This is a genomic window from Bifidobacterium asteroides, from assembly GCF_030758775.1.
Taxonomy (GTDB): domain Bacteria; phylum Actinomycetota; class Actinomycetes; order Actinomycetales; family Bifidobacteriaceae; genus Bombiscardovia; species Bombiscardovia kimbladii.
Window position 1 is genome coordinate 1,096,297 of sequence record NZ_CP132384.1, and the last position, 15,327, is coordinate 1,111,623.

14 protein-coding genes and 1 tRNA gene are annotated in these 15,327 nt (G+C 62.1%); 5 read left to right on the plus strand and 10 right to left on the minus strand.

The annotated features are described in order from the left end of the window. Positions 1 to 62 precede the first annotated feature (62 nt). The gene (locus RAM15_RS04225) at positions 63 to 2,072 is read left to right on the plus strand and encodes an AMP-dependent synthetase/ligase (RefSeq protein WP_372338636.1); all 2,010 of its coding nucleotides are present in this window, start codon (positions 63 to 65) and stop codon (positions 2,070 to 2,072) included. Positions 2,073 to 2,078: 6 nt separating this feature from the next. On the opposite strand, the gene era is transcribed toward RAM15_RS04225, so the two are convergent. From era to RAM15_RS04255, 6 genes are all read right to left on the minus strand, one after another. Continuing rightward, positions 2,079 to 3,032, minus strand: a complete 954-nt coding sequence (era, locus tag RAM15_RS04230) for a GTPase Era (protein ID WP_306220897.1) — start codon at positions 3,030 to 3,032, stop codon at positions 2,079 to 2,081. Continuing rightward, a complete protein-coding gene (locus RAM15_RS04235) occupies positions 3,029 to 4,441 on the minus strand; it encodes a hemolysin family protein (protein ID WP_306222247.1) in 1,413 nt (470 codons plus the stop codon). Before RAM15_RS04235 ends, era begins: the two co-directional genes overlap by 4 nt. After that, a complete protein-coding gene (gene ybeY / locus RAM15_RS04240) occupies positions 4,434 to 4,988 on the minus strand; it encodes an rRNA maturation RNase YbeY (RefSeq protein WP_101432424.1) in 555 nt (184 codons plus the stop codon). Before ybeY ends, RAM15_RS04235 begins: the two co-directional genes overlap by 8 nt. Beyond that, complete coding sequence (locus tag RAM15_RS04245; protein ID WP_306220898.1) at positions 4,985 to 6,112, minus strand: PhoH family protein; 1,128 nt, start codon at positions 6,110 to 6,112, stop codon at positions 4,985 to 4,987. Before RAM15_RS04245 ends, ybeY begins: the two co-directional genes overlap by 4 nt. Positions 6,113 to 6,152: 40 nt before the next feature. Continuing rightward, on the minus strand, positions 6,153 to 6,500 hold the full coding sequence (locus RAM15_RS04250; RefSeq protein ID WP_306220899.1) for a histidine triad nucleotide-binding protein: 348 nt from the start codon (positions 6,498 to 6,500) through the stop codon (positions 6,153 to 6,155). A gap of 88 nt (positions 6,501 to 6,588) precedes the next feature. Next, positions 6,589 to 7,389 (minus strand): 16S rRNA (uracil(1498)-N(3))-methyltransferase, encoded by an 801-nt coding sequence (locus RAM15_RS04255; protein ID WP_306220900.1) that lies wholly within the window; start codon positions 7,387 to 7,389, stop codon positions 6,589 to 6,591. 119 nt (positions 7,390 to 7,508) lie between these two features. Between RAM15_RS04255 and RAM15_RS04260 the strand changes: the two genes are divergently transcribed. Next, a tRNA-Leu gene (locus tag RAM15_RS04260) sits at positions 7,509 to 7,597 on the plus strand. On the opposite strand, the gene RAM15_RS04265 is transcribed toward RAM15_RS04260, so the two are convergent. After that, entirely contained in the window at positions 7,579 to 8,451 is an 873-nt protein-coding gene (locus tag RAM15_RS04265) for a MerR family transcriptional regulator (protein WP_306220901.1), read from the minus strand. The genes RAM15_RS04260 and RAM15_RS04265 overlap by 19 nt on opposite strands. 267 nt (positions 8,452 to 8,718) lie before the next feature. On the opposite strand from RAM15_RS04265, the gene RAM15_RS04270 reads away from it, so the two are divergent. The 3 genes from RAM15_RS04270 to RAM15_RS04280 all read left to right on the plus strand — a co-directional run bounded on the left by RAM15_RS04270 (position 8,719) and on the right by RAM15_RS04280 (position 12,506). Beyond that, positions 8,719 to 10,242: a carboxylesterase/lipase family protein gene (locus RAM15_RS04270; RefSeq protein WP_306220902.1), complete on the plus strand. Its 1,524-nt coding sequence runs from the start codon at positions 8,719 to 8,721 to the stop codon at positions 10,240 to 10,242. Between the two features lie 36 nt (positions 10,243 to 10,278). After that, a complete protein-coding gene (locus RAM15_RS04275; protein ID WP_306220903.1) occupies positions 10,279 to 11,535 on the plus strand; it encodes an MFS transporter in 1,257 nt (418 codons plus the stop codon). A 104-nt stretch (positions 11,536 to 11,639) separates the two neighbouring features. Next, positions 11,640 to 12,506 (plus strand): TrmH family RNA methyltransferase, encoded by an 867-nt coding sequence (locus RAM15_RS04280; protein WP_306220904.1) that lies wholly within the window; start codon positions 11,640 to 11,642, stop codon positions 12,504 to 12,506. A gap of 89 nt (positions 12,507 to 12,595) precedes the next feature. On the opposite strand, the gene RAM15_RS04285 is transcribed toward RAM15_RS04280, so the two are convergent. The 3 genes from RAM15_RS04285 to sufU form a co-directional block, all read right to left on the minus strand. Further along, complete coding sequence (locus tag RAM15_RS04285; RefSeq protein ID WP_306220905.1) at positions 12,596 to 13,912, minus strand: uracil-xanthine permease family protein; 1,317 nt, start codon at positions 13,910 to 13,912, stop codon at positions 12,596 to 12,598. Between the two features lie 101 nt (positions 13,913 to 14,013). Continuing rightward, on the minus strand, positions 14,014 to 14,736 hold the full coding sequence (locus tag RAM15_RS04290; protein WP_306220906.1) for a metal-sulfur cluster assembly factor: 723 nt from the start codon (positions 14,734 to 14,736) through the stop codon (positions 14,014 to 14,016). Next, positions 14,733 to 15,320, minus strand: a complete 588-nt coding sequence (sufU, locus tag RAM15_RS04295) for a Fe-S cluster assembly sulfur transfer protein SufU (RefSeq protein ID WP_306220907.1) — start codon at positions 15,318 to 15,320, stop codon at positions 14,733 to 14,735. Before sufU ends, RAM15_RS04290 begins: the two co-directional genes overlap by 4 nt. Positions 15,321 to 15,327 lie beyond the last annotated feature (7 nt).

Below are 15,327 nucleotides of genomic sequence, written 5' to 3' on the forward strand. Positions count from 1 at the left end.
CCATCCCTTCTCCAAGTAGGCGGCTATTCTGGACATATCCCGCGATTATTGAAGGAGACAACGTGTCGTTACTAGCATCGGTCAAATCTTTTGTGGCACACCAGGTGGGTCATGGGGAGGGACCGACTGGCGAACAGGCCGCGGATCCGTCAGGTGCCGCCCAGGAAGCCCTCGCCCTGCCCAATACGCATTTCTGGTCAGCTGACTACGCCACCACCACGCGCATGGATCCGGCCTCGGGACTGCTCTCGGCCACCACCGCCGGCATGGGACCGGTGCCTGACGACATGACCGTCTATGACATCTACGCTGATCGGGCCCGCCGTACCCCCGACCAGCCGGTCCTGCACTTCGTTGAAAACGGCAGCTGGACCTACCGGACCGGCCGAGAGATCCTGCATGACATCAGGACCACCGCCAAGGGCTTCATGCACTACGGGCTGAAGAAGGGCGATGCCGTGGCCTTCATGTGCAGGACCAGCTATGAGTGGGACATCGTGGATGCCGCGGTCCTGTCCATCGGCGGGATCATCGCCACCATCTACGACACCGATTCGGCCGAACAGATCCGATTCATCGTCAACAACTCCGACGCCAAGCTGCTGGTGGTGCAGACCACCGAGATGCGCGCCAAGGCCGAGGGGGCCGATAAGGACTGCCCCACCCTGGAGCGGATCGCCTGCCTGGAGTCCGGAGCCCTGCAGGAGCTGCAGGCCTACGGGGAGTCGGTCAGCGATGCCGAACTCGACGAGCGGATCAACTCCATCCGCAAGACCGACCTCTGCTCCATCGTCTACACCTCCGGTTCCACAGCGGCGCCCAAGGGCGTGGAGATGACCCATGAGCATTACTGCCAGCTGGCCAGGAACCTGAACGCCTTCATCCCCAATCTGACCCACGACCCGGATGGATCCATCCTGCTCTTCCTTCCCCAGGCCCACACCTTCGCCCGGGCCATCAGCTACGGGGTCGTCTACGGAACCATGCAGGTGTACATCTCCTCCGGGCTGGCCACCCTGCTGTCCGACCTGCAGGAGTCCAAGCCCACGGTCATCATCGGCGTGCCCAGGGTCTTCGAGAAGGTCTACAACGCCGCATCACAGAAGGCCGGGCATGGCATCAAGGGCAGGATCTTCAACGGGGCGGCCCGGGCGGCGCGCACCTACATGGAGGACATCTCCCGCAAGGGCTGGCCGACCAAGCGCAGCGCCCTGCGGCGAGCCATCTATGACCCGCTGGTCTACGCTTCCCTGCGCCAGGTCCTGGGCGGACGGGCCAAGTGGATCGTCTCCGGAGGCGCTCCCCTGGATCCTGAACTGTTGGGGTTCTTCCGTGGCGCCAATGTTCCGGTCTATGAGGGGTACGGCCTGACCGAGACCACCGCACCCTGCGCCTTCAACCCCCTGGGCACCCCCTACCACCGGGGCTCAGTGGGCATCCCCTTCCCGGGATTCACCATCCGCATCGCCTCGGACGGCGAGGTGCAGATCAAGGGCGTCTGCGTATTCCACCGCTACCACAAGAATGAGGAGGCCACTCGTGCATCCTTCACCGAGGACGGCTGGTACGCCACAGGCGACCTGGGCCGGCTCTCCCGCGACGGGTTCCTCTTCCTGACCGGGCGAAAGAAGGATTTGATCATCACAGCTGGCGGCAAGAACGTCTCCCCCAGGCCCATCGAGGAGGTCATCGAGCGCTCCGAGATCGTCTCCCAGGCCCTGGTTCTGGGCGACAAGCGTCCCTTCATCTCGGCCCTGGTCACCCTGAACGAGTCCGCCCTGCGGCCCTGGCTGGCATCCAAGGGACTGGATCGCAACATGTCCCTGCAGGAGGCGGCCCAGAACGCCGTGGTCCGGGCCGAGGTCCAGGAGTATGTGGACCGGGCCAACGAGGGCGTCTCCCGGGCCGAGTCAGTGCGCAAGTTCATCATCCTGCCCGAGGAGTTCACCCAGGACAACGGGCTGATGACACCATCCATGAAGGTGATCCGGCCCAAGGTCATCGAGCGCTACGCCGACCTTCTGAACACCCGGATGTACACAGCCAAGCGCACCCCGGCACCGCGCCGCTGAGTAGGATCAGAACCCCAGGCGCTCCAGCTGCTTGGGGTCGGTCTGCCAGTTGCGGGCCACCTTGACATGCAGATCCAGCCGGACCTTGCGACCCATGGTCCGGTTGATGGCGGTGCGCAGCTTCTTTTTCACCCGCACCAGGTGCTCGGCCCCCCGTCCAATGACGATGGGCTTCTGGGAGTCGCGCTCTACATAAATGCCGATGTGAACAGTGTCGCGCCCGCCCTCCGGATCCGGATCGATGGACTCCACGCGGACGGCCAGGGAGTGGGGCAACTCGTCGTTGAGCTCCTCCAGGTAGGCTCCGCGGACCAGCTCGGCGATCATGTCTTCGGGACGTTCCTCGGTCAGCTGGTCGTCAGGGTAGAGCTGAGGGCCCTCGGGCATGGCATCCATCAACACCTGGGCCACCTCGTCCACGTTGTCAGCTTCCAAGGCGCTGACCGGAACAATCTGGGAGAAGTCGGCGAAGGCGCCTATCTCCAGGAGCTTGTCCACCAATTGACCCTTGCTCAGCTGGTCAATCTTGGTCACCACGGCAATCAAAGGCTTTCGCCAGATCCACTTGCCGTCCTTGTCCTTGCGGGCGAACTCGGACCGCAGCCGGCTCAGAATGCGGCGATCGCCGGGGCCAATGGCCTGGTCGGCAGGCAGCAGGAATGCAATGGCATCCACATCGGACAGGGAGGCTTCCACAACGTCGTTGAGCCGCTGGCCCAAGAGGGTGCGCGGACGGTGGATGCCCGGTGTATCCACCAGGACCACCTGGGCCTCGGGACGGGTCATGATCCCCCGGATAGCCTTGCGGGTGGTCTCCGGCCGGGAGGAAGCTATGGCGATGGGTCGGCCAACCAGGGCGTTCATAAGGGTGGACTTGCCCACATTGGGTCGGCCCACTACTGCCACGAACCCCGATCGGTGGGCCGGCGCCTTGGCATCGCTCTGTTCTTCCTTGGTCATGAATTCTCCTGACTGTCCTGCTCGGGTTGATCCCCGTCGGCCTGTTCTTCTTTTTGTTCTGCACCGTCCTCCAGGGCGATGCTTGATCCGTTGGCTGGCTCGACCACGATGGTGGCGATCTTCTTGCGGCGGCCGACCGCCTCGCCTGCGGTCAGCCTGATGCCGCGTGTCACCGCCGATGCGCCCGAGACGGGCACTGAACCAAGCAGCTTGGTCAGCAGGCCATAGACTGTGTCCACATCGTCCTCGTCGATGGTGATCTCGTAGAGCTCCTCCAGGTCGGTGATGGGTGTGCGGACCGGCAGTTGCCAGGTGTGCGGGCCGATCTGTTTGGGCTCATCGTGCTGGACACGGTCGTGCTCGTCCTCCAGCTCGCCCACGATCTGCTCAATGGCATCCTCTATGGTGACCAGACCGGCGATGCCCCCGTACTCGTCCACGACCACGGCCAGGTGGTGGCGGGAGCGCTGCATGTAGTGGAAGAGGTCGTCGACCGGCTTGGATTCAGGTACCAGAACCGGCCGGCGAATGATGGAGGCGACCGATCTGTCGCCCTTGCGGTTGAAGGCCAGGGCGCGAACCACGTCCTTCAAGTAGACGATGCCGACCAGGTCATCCACGTCGTCCCCTATAGCGGGAATGCGGGAGAATCCCGACCGGGAGAAGAGCTTCAGGGCCGAATCCAGGCTGGCATCCTTGGAGATGCAGATCATGTCGGTGCGGGGAACCATGATCTCGCGCGTCAGCGTGGTCGACAGGGTCAACACGTTCTTCAGCATCTCGGAGATCTCGGGATCGAAGGCACCGGCCTCCACCAGTTGGTCGACCATAGCTCGACCCTGCTCGATCTGGATCTTCTCCAGCTCCTCGTCGTCGGAAAGGTCGCCGCGGTGGTTTTTGCGGGAGCGGGCTTCGGCCTGCCGCCGACGCTTGAAAGGCGTCAGAAGAACAGCCAGCCCGACCAGGCGAACATGCTTGAGCAGTGCCTCCATGGGCTGGCGGGAACGTCCATGAGGACCCAGGGTGACGGAGATGGCGGCCACCAGGACGGCCATGACCACTCCGCACAGCAGTTGCTCCCAGAGGGGCAGACCGCCAAGGGCAGCCATGCAGGCCACCAGGACACCGACCAGGATGTCGCAGATGATGCGTACGTAGGCGCAAGCGCTGCCCGTCACCTGACGCTGGGAGATCAGACTCTGGGCCCGATGAATGCGGTCGATCCGCTTCATCCTGGAGAACTGGCTGAGCTCCTGGTCGGTCTGCAGGCCCAAAATCAGATTGTTGAGACTGGATCGGGTCACCCTGTTGAGCGCCCCCTGGGCCTCGGCCAGAGCCAGGGAGAGCACGACCAGAGCGATGGCGGCCAGAGCCATGACCACCAAGGCGACTATAGCCCGGTCACTCATGGGATCTGCCTCTCCGGTGGGCACCACGGCCATACCGCTCATAGATCTCCAGAGCGTTGGTGGCCCCGGCCGGCAGCCCGGCCTCCGCTATGGGCCCCTGCCTCAGGGCCAGAAAGGTCAGCAGCAGCTGGCGTTGCAGACCGAACATCTGCTCCTCCTGCTCCCTGCTGGTGTGGTCGTAACCCAGCAGATGCAGGGTGCCGTGGATGGCCAGCAGCAGCATCTCCTCCATAGTGGAATGACCGGCTGCCAGGGCCTGCTGTGCCGCCACCCAAGGGCAGATGACGATGTCGCCCAGGATGCCCTCCTGCCGATGGTTCTCGTCGCCGGGGCGCAGCTCGTCCATGGGGAAGCTCATGACATCGGTTGGGCCGGCCAGGTTCATCCAGCGCTCGTGCAGCACCGCCATGGGCTCGGGGTCGTTGAAGATGATGGTCATGTCGGACTGGGTGCTCACCCGCATCTGGTCCAGCACCCATACTCCCAGGTCGGAGAAGGTCTTGGCATCGATCAGCCACTGGGTCTCGTTGGTCACTTCCACGCTCATGCCTGCTCCCGTCTCCGTCTGCGGGCTTGATCGGCACGGTCGTAGGCCCGGACAATCCGCCCGACCAGCCGATTGCGCACCACGTCGGCCGCCTGCAGGTGCACGAAGGCGATGTCGTCGATGCCGTGCAGCACCTGTTCGATGGTGGCCAGACCAGATGCAGGCCCGCCCAGATCCACCTGGGTGACGTCGCCGGTGATGACCATCTTGGTATTGAAGCCCAGGCGGGTCAGGAACATCTTCATCTGCCTGCCGGTGGTGTTCTGCGCCTCATCCAGGATGACGAAGGCATCGTTCAGGGTTCGTCCGCGCATGTAGGCCAGCGGGGCCACCTCAATGGTCTCATCGGCCAGAAGGCGGTGGAGCCGCGAGGTGCCCAGCATGTCGGCCAGGGCATCGTAGAGGGGCCGCAGGTATGGGTCCACCTTCTCATTGAGGGTGCCGGGCAGAAAGCCCAAGCTCTCCCCCGCCTCCACGGCAGGCCTGGTCAGGATGATGCGCCCGATGCGTCCGGCCCGGAATTCCTGAACCGCCTTGGCCACTGCCAGATAGGTCTTGCCGGTGCCTGCCGGTCCGATGCCGAAGGTGATGGTATGCGTTTCAATGGCGGCCACATAGGCGGACTGGCCAGCGGTCTTGGGCCTGATCGGGCCCTTGGAGGCCTGGGTCAGGGGGCGGCGACGAAGAGCAGCAGGGGCTGCCTGACTCGATAGGTTGATGCCGTCCAGGGCGTTGACCCCCTCTGACCCTGCAATGGCCGTCTCCTGATAATCGCGGTCTGCAGGGATTCGATCCGCCGTTTTACGGCCTCTTGCCTGATGGTCTGCCGAGTTGGCAGCGACGGGCTCCAAGCGTCGGTGATCCAGTATTCGCCCCACCTGATCGGCATCCACAGGGACCTGATCTGCGGTCTGCATGAGTTCGGACAGCAGGTCACGGATCTGGGCCGCCTGCACGTCTCCCTGTCGATCCCGGGCCCTCAGCATGATCCGGTTGCCCCGAACCAGGATGGAGACCGCTGGGAAGGCGCGCTCGATCCTTTCGATGACTGCATCCTCCGGCCCCAGCACCTGAACCGGGTCGATCCCCTCTGGAATCTCCAGGGTTCGCGTAGTTACCGCCACGGATTCCCTTCCTGCACGACGACGATGGTGAACACGAGCCTCACTCAGGCAACACCTGTCCGGTCAGAACGTGTGCGTGGACATGGAAGACCGATTGGCCGGCATCCGCTCCCGTGTTGAAAATCAGCCGGTAGGCTCCATGGAAGTCCTTGTCGGCGATCTGCTGCGCCAGCTGGACGATGTGGGCCAGAGTGTCGGGAGCGGCCTTGGCCAATTCGGCCACGGACGCGTAGTGGTGACGCGGGACGATCAGGACATGGACGGCGGCCTTAGGGTTGGCATCCTTGAAAGCGTAGACGGTCTCATCCTCATAGACCTTTTCGCTGGGGACCTCCCCTGCCACGATTCTGCAGAAAATGCAGTCCTCCTGCCGATCGTCATCGCTCATGACCGCTCCTCACTGTTTGCCGACATTGCTGTTTTGGTATTTTCGCTGTTTTCCATCTTATTGTCGAGGTTGTATATTGCGCGCGACTTCATGCGCTGGGCTCAGGGGCTGCTGACTGCCAGCGGCCCATCATGTCCGCCAGCAGGGTCAGGGCTACAGGTCCGGCCAGGGAAGCCCGGAGGATGTTGCCGCCCAGCCGAACCGGCAAAGCTCCCTCCCTCATCATGGCCTGAATCTCCTGATCGGCAATCCCGCCCTCGGGTCCCACAACCACGGCTACGGACGAACCGGCCGGCAGCTTGTTTACACGTTTACGGACCGCATCCCATCCAAGGTCAGCATCCTGGTGCAGTATCAGGACCATACTTCCCTGGTCGGTCGCCTTCCGGCACCAAGAGGCCAGGCCATGGCTGTCCACCTTATTGAGCAGTCGAGGACGGTAGGCCCTCCGGCTCTGCTCGGTCGCGGCATCCAAGGCGGACTGCCAGTGCCGGTCGTTGCGGCCCGGCCGCCATTTGGCTATGGACCGGTCAGCCTGCCAGGGCATGACCTGATCGACTCCGATCTGGGTGGCCATGTCGATGGCCTGCTCGTCCCTGCCGCCCTTGGCCAGGGCCTGGACCAGAATCAGTTCCTGCTCGGGTGGTGCCTGCCGCCCTACTGCGGTGACCTCCACCAGGCCGGTCGAAGCATCCCTGACCAGAGCGCTGATATGCAGTCCGTCTCCGTCGGAAAGATCCAGTTGGTCCCCGTTCTTTAGCCTCATAGAGCCCAGAGCATGGCGACAGATGCGCTCGGGCAGGGTCAGGCGCCAGCCTGTATGGAGCTCATCGCTGGCCAGTGGGGAATCATCGTGGTCGGGATCCAGCAGGAAGAGGGGTGCAGTCATGGTGTTAGGCTACAGCCCGCCGCCGAAAAGCGCTCTTCCGTGACGACACGCTCCCCCAATCGCCCAGTGCGCAATATCGTCTGAGATGCTATGATTATCTCCGTTGCGATTACGCACCTGTCCGGGTGGCGGAATGGTAGACGCGCTAGCTTGAGGTGCTAGTGCCTATATATATACAGGCGTACGGGTTCAACTCCCGTTCCGGACACTCGATTCCACGTCGTTGGGGACTACAGGGATCTCCATCCTGCTCACATACTCATCGAAGTCATTGGACTCATATTCGCCGATGAGGCAGAATTCCAAGGGATCCCCGTCCACACGGTAGCCCATGGTCTTCAGATCTTCCAGCATCTTGCCATGGATCTGTCTGCAGCGGGCAAAACTGCCCACAAAGGTACAGGAGGCATAGGTGCCGGCTTGCAGATCATAATCACCGCTGAACCCCGGATCGGGGCAGTAGAGCAGGATGGCCTTGGGCGGGAACCAGCCCTTGACCGGGCGTGAAGCATCCACTTGATAGCAGGTCAGCGTATTGAGGATCTGCAACGTCTCATGGTGCAGTGCCGTGTAGTGGGCGAATGCAAAGGGTATTCGGTCATAGTCGATCATGTGATCAGACACCAAAGCGCAGTGGCGCAGGGGACGGTGGACGATGACGGTCCGTGCCGGAGATATGGAGGTCATGGCCTGCGTATACTTCTGCAAGCTGCTCAAGAGGCCTCGCTTGATGGAGGCCAAATATCGCATCTGGCTGTCCACATGTTCCACCTCCTCGTCAATCAAGGACAGTGTGGCATCGAAAGTGCGATTGTCCAAGTAGTGTCCGATGCGGTCCAGACTGAAATCCAGCTTCCGAAGGGCCTGAATGACGTTCAGCCGAGCGAAGTCATCTGGTCCATAGAGACGGTAACCATTGACCGGATTGCGACGAGGGACCACCAGCCCGATCTGCTCATAGTAATACAAGGTCTCGGTCGTGATGTCATACAAGCGCGCCGTCTGACGGATGGTGTAGCCCTCCTCCATCAGGCTTGCTGTTTCGTCAGCCTTGACTTCCATAACTACCTCCTGCAAGGGTCTGGTCCGACCCTAAGGTTTTTCATGCCCCTCTCACCTTGACCTTTTATGGACGCAATCCATCATATCAGCCTGGAAGCCTTGCACTGCAAGGGTTTTGCCCTCTACCTACATCTTCAGATTCAAACTTCCGCAATGACTGTTTGCTCGATTTGACCCTCGCCTGACACCAGGCCATAGGGTGAAATTCATCCAGGGTCGACGGGGACACAACCGCCGACCGAGCACTACCTCGCGGAAAGGAAAATCATGCCAACCGTCACCACAGAATTTGGCACCTACCATGGCATCACCACCCCTCAGGGGACCGTCGCCTACTTGGGCATCCCCTACGCCAAGCCTCCCGTCGGCTCCCGACGCTGGAAGGCCCCGGAACATCTGGATCCTGAGCACCGGGACTACGACTGCACCCACTTCGGGGATTCCGCCCTGCAGAAGTACGACCCGGTCATGTATGCCTCCCGCCGTCAGCAGAGCGAGAACTGCCTGAGCCTGAACGTCTGGGTCGGCCATGAGGGGGCCCAAAAGCTGCCCGTCATGGTCTTCATCCACGGCGGAGCTTACGTGGAGGGCGGTTCGTCCGACCCCATGTATGACGGAAGCAACTTCACCAAGCGCAACGATGTTGTCTATGTCACCATCAACTACCGGGTCAACCTCTTCGGGTACATGAACCTGGCAGGACTGCCCGGAGGCGACGAATACCGGCAGTCAGGCTATCTAGGGCTCATGGACCAGGTGGCTGCCCTGCAGTGGGTCCAGGAGAACATCGCTGCCTTCGGCGGAGATCCTGACCGGGTCACCCTCTTTGGCGAATCCTGCGGTTCGGGCTCCACCATGCTGCTGACCGTCGCCCCAGCCGCCAAGGGACTCTTCCAAAGGGCCATTGGCGAATCCGGCCCCATCCAGCTCTACAACACCCCGGAATCCACGGCTCCCTATGCCCAGGAATTCATGGAGATGATGGGCTGCAAGACTGCCCAGGAGCTGGCGGCCCTGCCCGTCGGCGACATCATGATGAAGTTCACCGGAGATTTCTTCGCCAAGCATATCCATGAGATCTCGTTGATCTTCGCTCCCACCACCGACGGCGACTACCTTCCGGCCAAGCCTCTCCAGGCATTCAAGGACGGTGCCGCAAAGGACGTGGAGATCATGCTGGGCTGCAACGCCGACGAGTTCGCTTACTGGAAGCTCTACTTCAAGGACTTCGCCAACGAAATGCCCGACTTCTGGCACCACCAGGCCATTTTCCACTTTGACGGCAAGCTGGACTCCGAGCGCTACGAGAAGCTTTGGGAGCAGGCTCACCCCGGAGAAGACCCCGCCGAGCGCTATCTGGAGTACACCAACCAGATCGGCTTCAGGGTTGGCACCAACCTCATGTGCGAGTACCAGTCCAAGTACAACACCGTCTACCAGTATTTGTTCACCTACGCCTCCAAGATCCCCGGCATGGGCTCCTGCCATGCCATTGAGCTGCCCTTCGTGCTGCATAACACCCAGCGGCCTGACCTGCCCGAGACCTTGACCGGCGAGGTACCGCCCATGCACCTGTCAGATGAGATGAACGACGCCTGGTGCTCCTTCGCAACCACCGGCCGTCCTGTCAGCGGCGCCGGGGATGCCTGGGAGTCCTACAGCGTCGACCATCCAGACACCATGGTCATCGACGAGAACGGCTGGAAGCTGCGCCGCGACGTCAACAAGGAGAACATCGACCTGCTTCGGCCGGCATTCGAGGAGTGCCTGCTGGACGGAGACCGTCACTAGGCCGCCTGTTCCACGTAAATCGTGGAGGGAGAGAACATGAATACTCGAAAATCATCCAATTACCGCTGGGTCATCGCGGCCGTGGTCTGCCTGATCGGCATTCTGTCCAACTACATGCAGTACCAGATATCCGCCCTTGCGGTCTACCTGATGCCCATGCTGCACATCGACCAGGCCGGATTCTCGACCCTGCTGCTCATGCCCATGCTGACCGCAGTATTCCTCAGCATCCCCATGGGCACCATCGGTGACCGTGTCGGCCCCAAGAAGGTAGTGCTGACCGGTCTGGCCATCGCCGTGGTCGGCGCCTACATCAGGACCTTCGGCCTCAACTTCCCCTTGCAGATGCTCTCGATGTTCCTGTTGGGGGCTGGCATCGCTGCCCTCAACGCCAACCTGGTCAAGATCTTCAGCGTCTGGTTCGGCGATCAGACGCAGATCGCCATGGGATTCTTCTACGGCTCGGCCGGCATCGGGGTCATCCTGGCCCAGATGGTTGCTCCCCGGTTCTCGGTGCGCACCTCCTATCTGAGCGCAGCCATCATCCTGACCGTGGCAAGCCTGCTCTGGGTCTTCCTGATTCGTGACGCTCCTGAAGGAGTGCAGCTGCCGCCAGCCACCGATTCTCCGCTCAAGTACTTCAATGTCGCGGCAAGGAGCCGCAATGTCTGGCTGATCGCCCTCTGCTACGGCTGCTCCATGGCCGCGTCCACCGCCTTCGCTGGATTCATTCCCCAGACGCTGATCAACAACAACGGCTTCAACAAGACCTCAGCCGGTCTGGTTGCCTCTGCAGCTGCCTTGGGATCCATCGCAGGATCCATCATCGGACCCATGATCAGCTCTCGTCTGGGCAAGTGGAAGGGCTACCTCTTCGCCACCATTCTGGTGGGTACTGCACTCATGGTCTACTTCTGGGCGGTGGTGCTTATGCTGAAGAAGGCCCCGGTCGTGGGTCTGCTCTGCTGCATCATGTTTGTTTCGGGCGCCTTCGGTGCCATAAACGGCCCCATCGTCCAGGCTATGCCCTTCGCCCTGCCTGAGATTCGCGGCAAGTATGCCGGAAGCGCCGGCGGTCTGGTCAGCACTGTTGGCCTTCTCTGCGCCTTCCTGCTGCCCATCATCATCTCCTCGGTCAGCAAGGGCAACTACGTGCTCAACCTGGGACTGGAAAGCATGATCTTCCTGCTCTCCGATGTCTTCGTTCTGCTCCTGCCCGAGCTCGGCCCTCAAGGCGAGATCGCCAAGCGCATCGCTGCCTCCGACCGTCAGGCTGCAGAAGAGAAGAAGTGATAGCTTAGCAGAGCTGAAACTCCGACTGCCTTAGGCGGCGCGACCGTATGTTTTCGGTTGCGCCGCCTATGCTGTTGTCAGAACGAGAAGGAGGAGCGGCAGGCGTGCTCAGGGTGAACATCGACTCCATAGAGGATGACAGAATCGAGGCCTACACCAGGCTGACCGAGCCTCAGCTGCGCAATCGTCTGGAGCCAGCCAAGGGCCTGTTCATCGCCGAGTCCCCCAAGGTCATCGCCCGCGCCCTGGATGCCGGGGTCGAGCCCATCTCCTTCCTGGTGGAAGAGCCCTGGCTGGAGGGGATGCGCCCCATGTTCGACCAGGTGGACGCAAGCTTCGGGCCCAACGTCCCTGTCTATGTGGCCAGCCCCGCACAGCTCAAGGCCATCACCGGCTACCGGCTGCATCGGGGCGCGCTTGCCGCCATGAGACGCTGGCCCCTGCCAACCGTGGAGCAGATCTGCCGCTCGGCAAAGCGGGTGGCCGTCATGGAAAACATTGTAGACCACACCAACATTGGCGCCCTGATGCGTTCGGCGGCAGCCCTGCAGGTGGATGCGGTCCTGGTCACTCCCTCCTGCTCCGACCCTCTTTACCGCAGGGCCGCACGGGTCTCCATGGGCACGGTCTTTCAGGTTCCATGGACCAGGATTGGCGGCGACGACATCCACGCCTGGCCCGACCAGGGTATGAGCCAGCTGCATGATCTGGGCTTCACCACGGCGGCCATGGCCCTGAACCGGGACGCCATCAGCCTGGATGAGCTGGCGGAACGGCTAAGGCCAGGTCCGGACCGGATCAATCGCCTGGCCCTCATATTCGGTACCGAAGGCGACGGGCTGAGCCACAGAACCATCGCCCGGGCGGACCTGACTGTGCGCATCCCCATGAGCCACGACGTGGACAGCCTGAATGTGGCTGCCTCAAGTGCCGTGGCCTTCTACGCGACCAGACCCGAACAGGCTGGCTGAGCCTTGCCAGCTGCACAAACAGGCAAACCTTGGCATCAGGCATCTTCGAGTATCGGGCAGCTGCGGAAAGTCGGGCAAACCTGACGCAATCAGCGCTCTTGGGAGACGGCCTGCGAATCCTCATGAATGTAGTCGTCCGGGTCGATAGTCCCCCGCCAGCGGCCGATGGCCTTGAGTCCGTGGTACATGACCAGCGTTGCCACAGAGCCGATGGCGATGCCGTTGAAGCTGACCCCGGCCACAGCAAAAGTGAAGTCCGCGATGCCCACGATCATGACGACGGCGCCCACGGTCATGTTGACGGACTTGCCGAAGTCCACCTTGTTTTCCACCCAGATGCGGATGCCCAGCATGCCGATCATGCCGTAGAGCATGGTGGTGACCCCGCCCAGAACGCCAGTGGGAATGGTGTTGATGATGGCCCCGAACTTGGGGCAGAGGGAGAGCAGGAAGGCGAAGATTGCGGCGCACCAGTAGGCGGCCGTGGAGTAGACCTTGGTGGCGGCCATGACGCCGATGTTCTCCGCGTATGTGGTGGTGCCCGAGCCTCCGCCCAGCCCGGCCAGCGTGGTGCCCAGACCGTCGGCCATCAGGGCGGTGCCGATCTGGTCGTCATAATCGCGGCCGGTCATCAGGGCCACTGACTTGACATGACCGATGTTCTCGGCCACCAGGACAAGCACTACGGGGATGAACATGGCCAGGACTGATGGGTTGGCCTGAGGAGTGTGGAAGTGAGGCAGACCGAACCAGGCGGCCTTCTCCACAGCCGCGAAGTCGACCTGGCCCTGGGTGACCGCGAAGATGTAGCCGACGATGACTCCCAGAAGGATGTTGAGCCGGCCGATCAGGCCCTTGAAGAGGACGGCTATCAGCATGACGGCCACCAGGGTGACCAGGGCGGTCAGCGGGGCTGATTTGAAGTTCTTCCAGGCTGAGGGCGCCAGATTGAAGCCGATGATGGCCACGATGGCGCCGTTCACCACTGGGGGCATGATCAGATCGATCCATCGCGAGCCGGCGAAGTGCACGATCAGGCCGATCAGGAAGAGCAGGGCGCCGGTGACCATGATACCAAAAGAGGCTACAGCCAGACCCTTGTGGGCGGTGGTCACTGCCAGGACGGGAGCGATGAAGCCGAAGGAGCTGCCCAGGTAGGAGGGCAGCCGGTTGCGGTTGATCAGCAGGAAGAGGGCCGTGGACATGGCCGTGAAGAAGAGGGTGGTTGAGGGATCGAATCCGGTCAGAATGGGAACCAGGAAAGTGGAGCCGAACATGGCGATGACATGCTGGGCACCGATGCCAGCCGTACGTGGCCATGTGAGTCGCTCGTCGGGTTCCACAACCTCGCCCGGAGCCAATGTTTTCCCGTCGCCGTGCAGTTTCCAGCCCATGGACAATGCCATTTCACTGTGCTTTCTCTCATGCGCCGTGCCGGTCACGGCGGACCGGAATCATCAGTATATTCGCATGGGAGGACCCGGGTTGGTCTACCGGAGGGACGGTCTCACTGATAGGTGGGCATGTTCTCGAAGTTGAAGCCGATGGCGGCCAGCTGCTCGCGACCCTCAGGGGTGATCATATCCAGGGTCCAGCGCGGCGACCAGGTCCAGTCGATGCGGAACTCCTCGACCAGGCCCGCCAAGACGCTGGCGCACTGGTCTTCAATCAGGTCAGTCAGCGGGCAGGCCGGCGTGGTCAGGGTCATGGTGATGATGGCCCTGCCCAGTTCGTCGATTTCGATGCCATAGACCAATCCCAGATCGACCACGTCAATGCCCAGCTCGGGATCGATGACCTGGTGCAGGGCCTCCCTGACATCCTCAGCAGTGGCCCGGCCGATGTCGTCGACGGCCTTGAGAGGGATGGCCTCCTCAGCGGCGGCCTCAGCATCAGCGGCATTCTGGTCCGCAGCCTTCTCACCATTGGCGGCCGACGCACTGGCCGGGTTTTGGGCACTCGAGCCTTGGTCCGCTGACGGGCCTTCAAGGGAGACTTCAGAGTTAGCTGTGTTAGCACGCTGATCGTCAGACTTGGCCGAATCGGACTTCTTGTCAGCCTGGCCATCGACCTGACGCATGGAACCACCCTCGGCCGACTTCAGCACCGTTTCCGCGCCCAGGGGATTGCTGGCCAGGGCCTGTGCCGTGCCGGGATCGCTGATGGCCCTGCCCACCGAGGCCAGGATGGAGTCCTGGGGCTCGGGCACCAGATTCGTATTGCCGCTCATGCCTGCTCCTCCTTCTCACCTTTGTCGCCCTCTCGCCCAGCTGACAGGGCCTGAGCCACCGAGGCCTTCATGCCCTCCCAGCCCAGTAGGGCGCACTTGATTCGCATAGGATACTTGGACACGCCCTGGAAGACCATGGCATCACCGAGAGCGTCCTGCTTCTTCTCGTCCTCGATTCCAGCTCCCCGCGATTCCATAAGCTGGCGGAAGTCTGCAGCCAGATCCATGGCATGGTCAACGGTCTGTCCCTGGACCAGATCCACCATGATGGACAGGCTGGCTTGGCTGATTGAACAACCCGAACCCTGCCAGACGATCCGCTGGATGAGGTCGGGACCGCCCTGCTCGCCGGGCGCCACCTCCACATGAATGGTGGCCTGATCCCCGCAGGTGGGATTGAACTGGTGGGACTCGGCAGCCAGGCAGGCCTCGTGCTCCACCCTCATGGTCACGCCGTCGCCATCAGGGTCTTCTCCCCCATCAGCCTGATCCCCTACACGCCCGTGAGGATCCCGGGCTGCATCCAGGATCACCTCCTGGTACATCTGCTCCAGTTCTTCGTCATCCATCCCGAAATCCGCCATGTCCTCA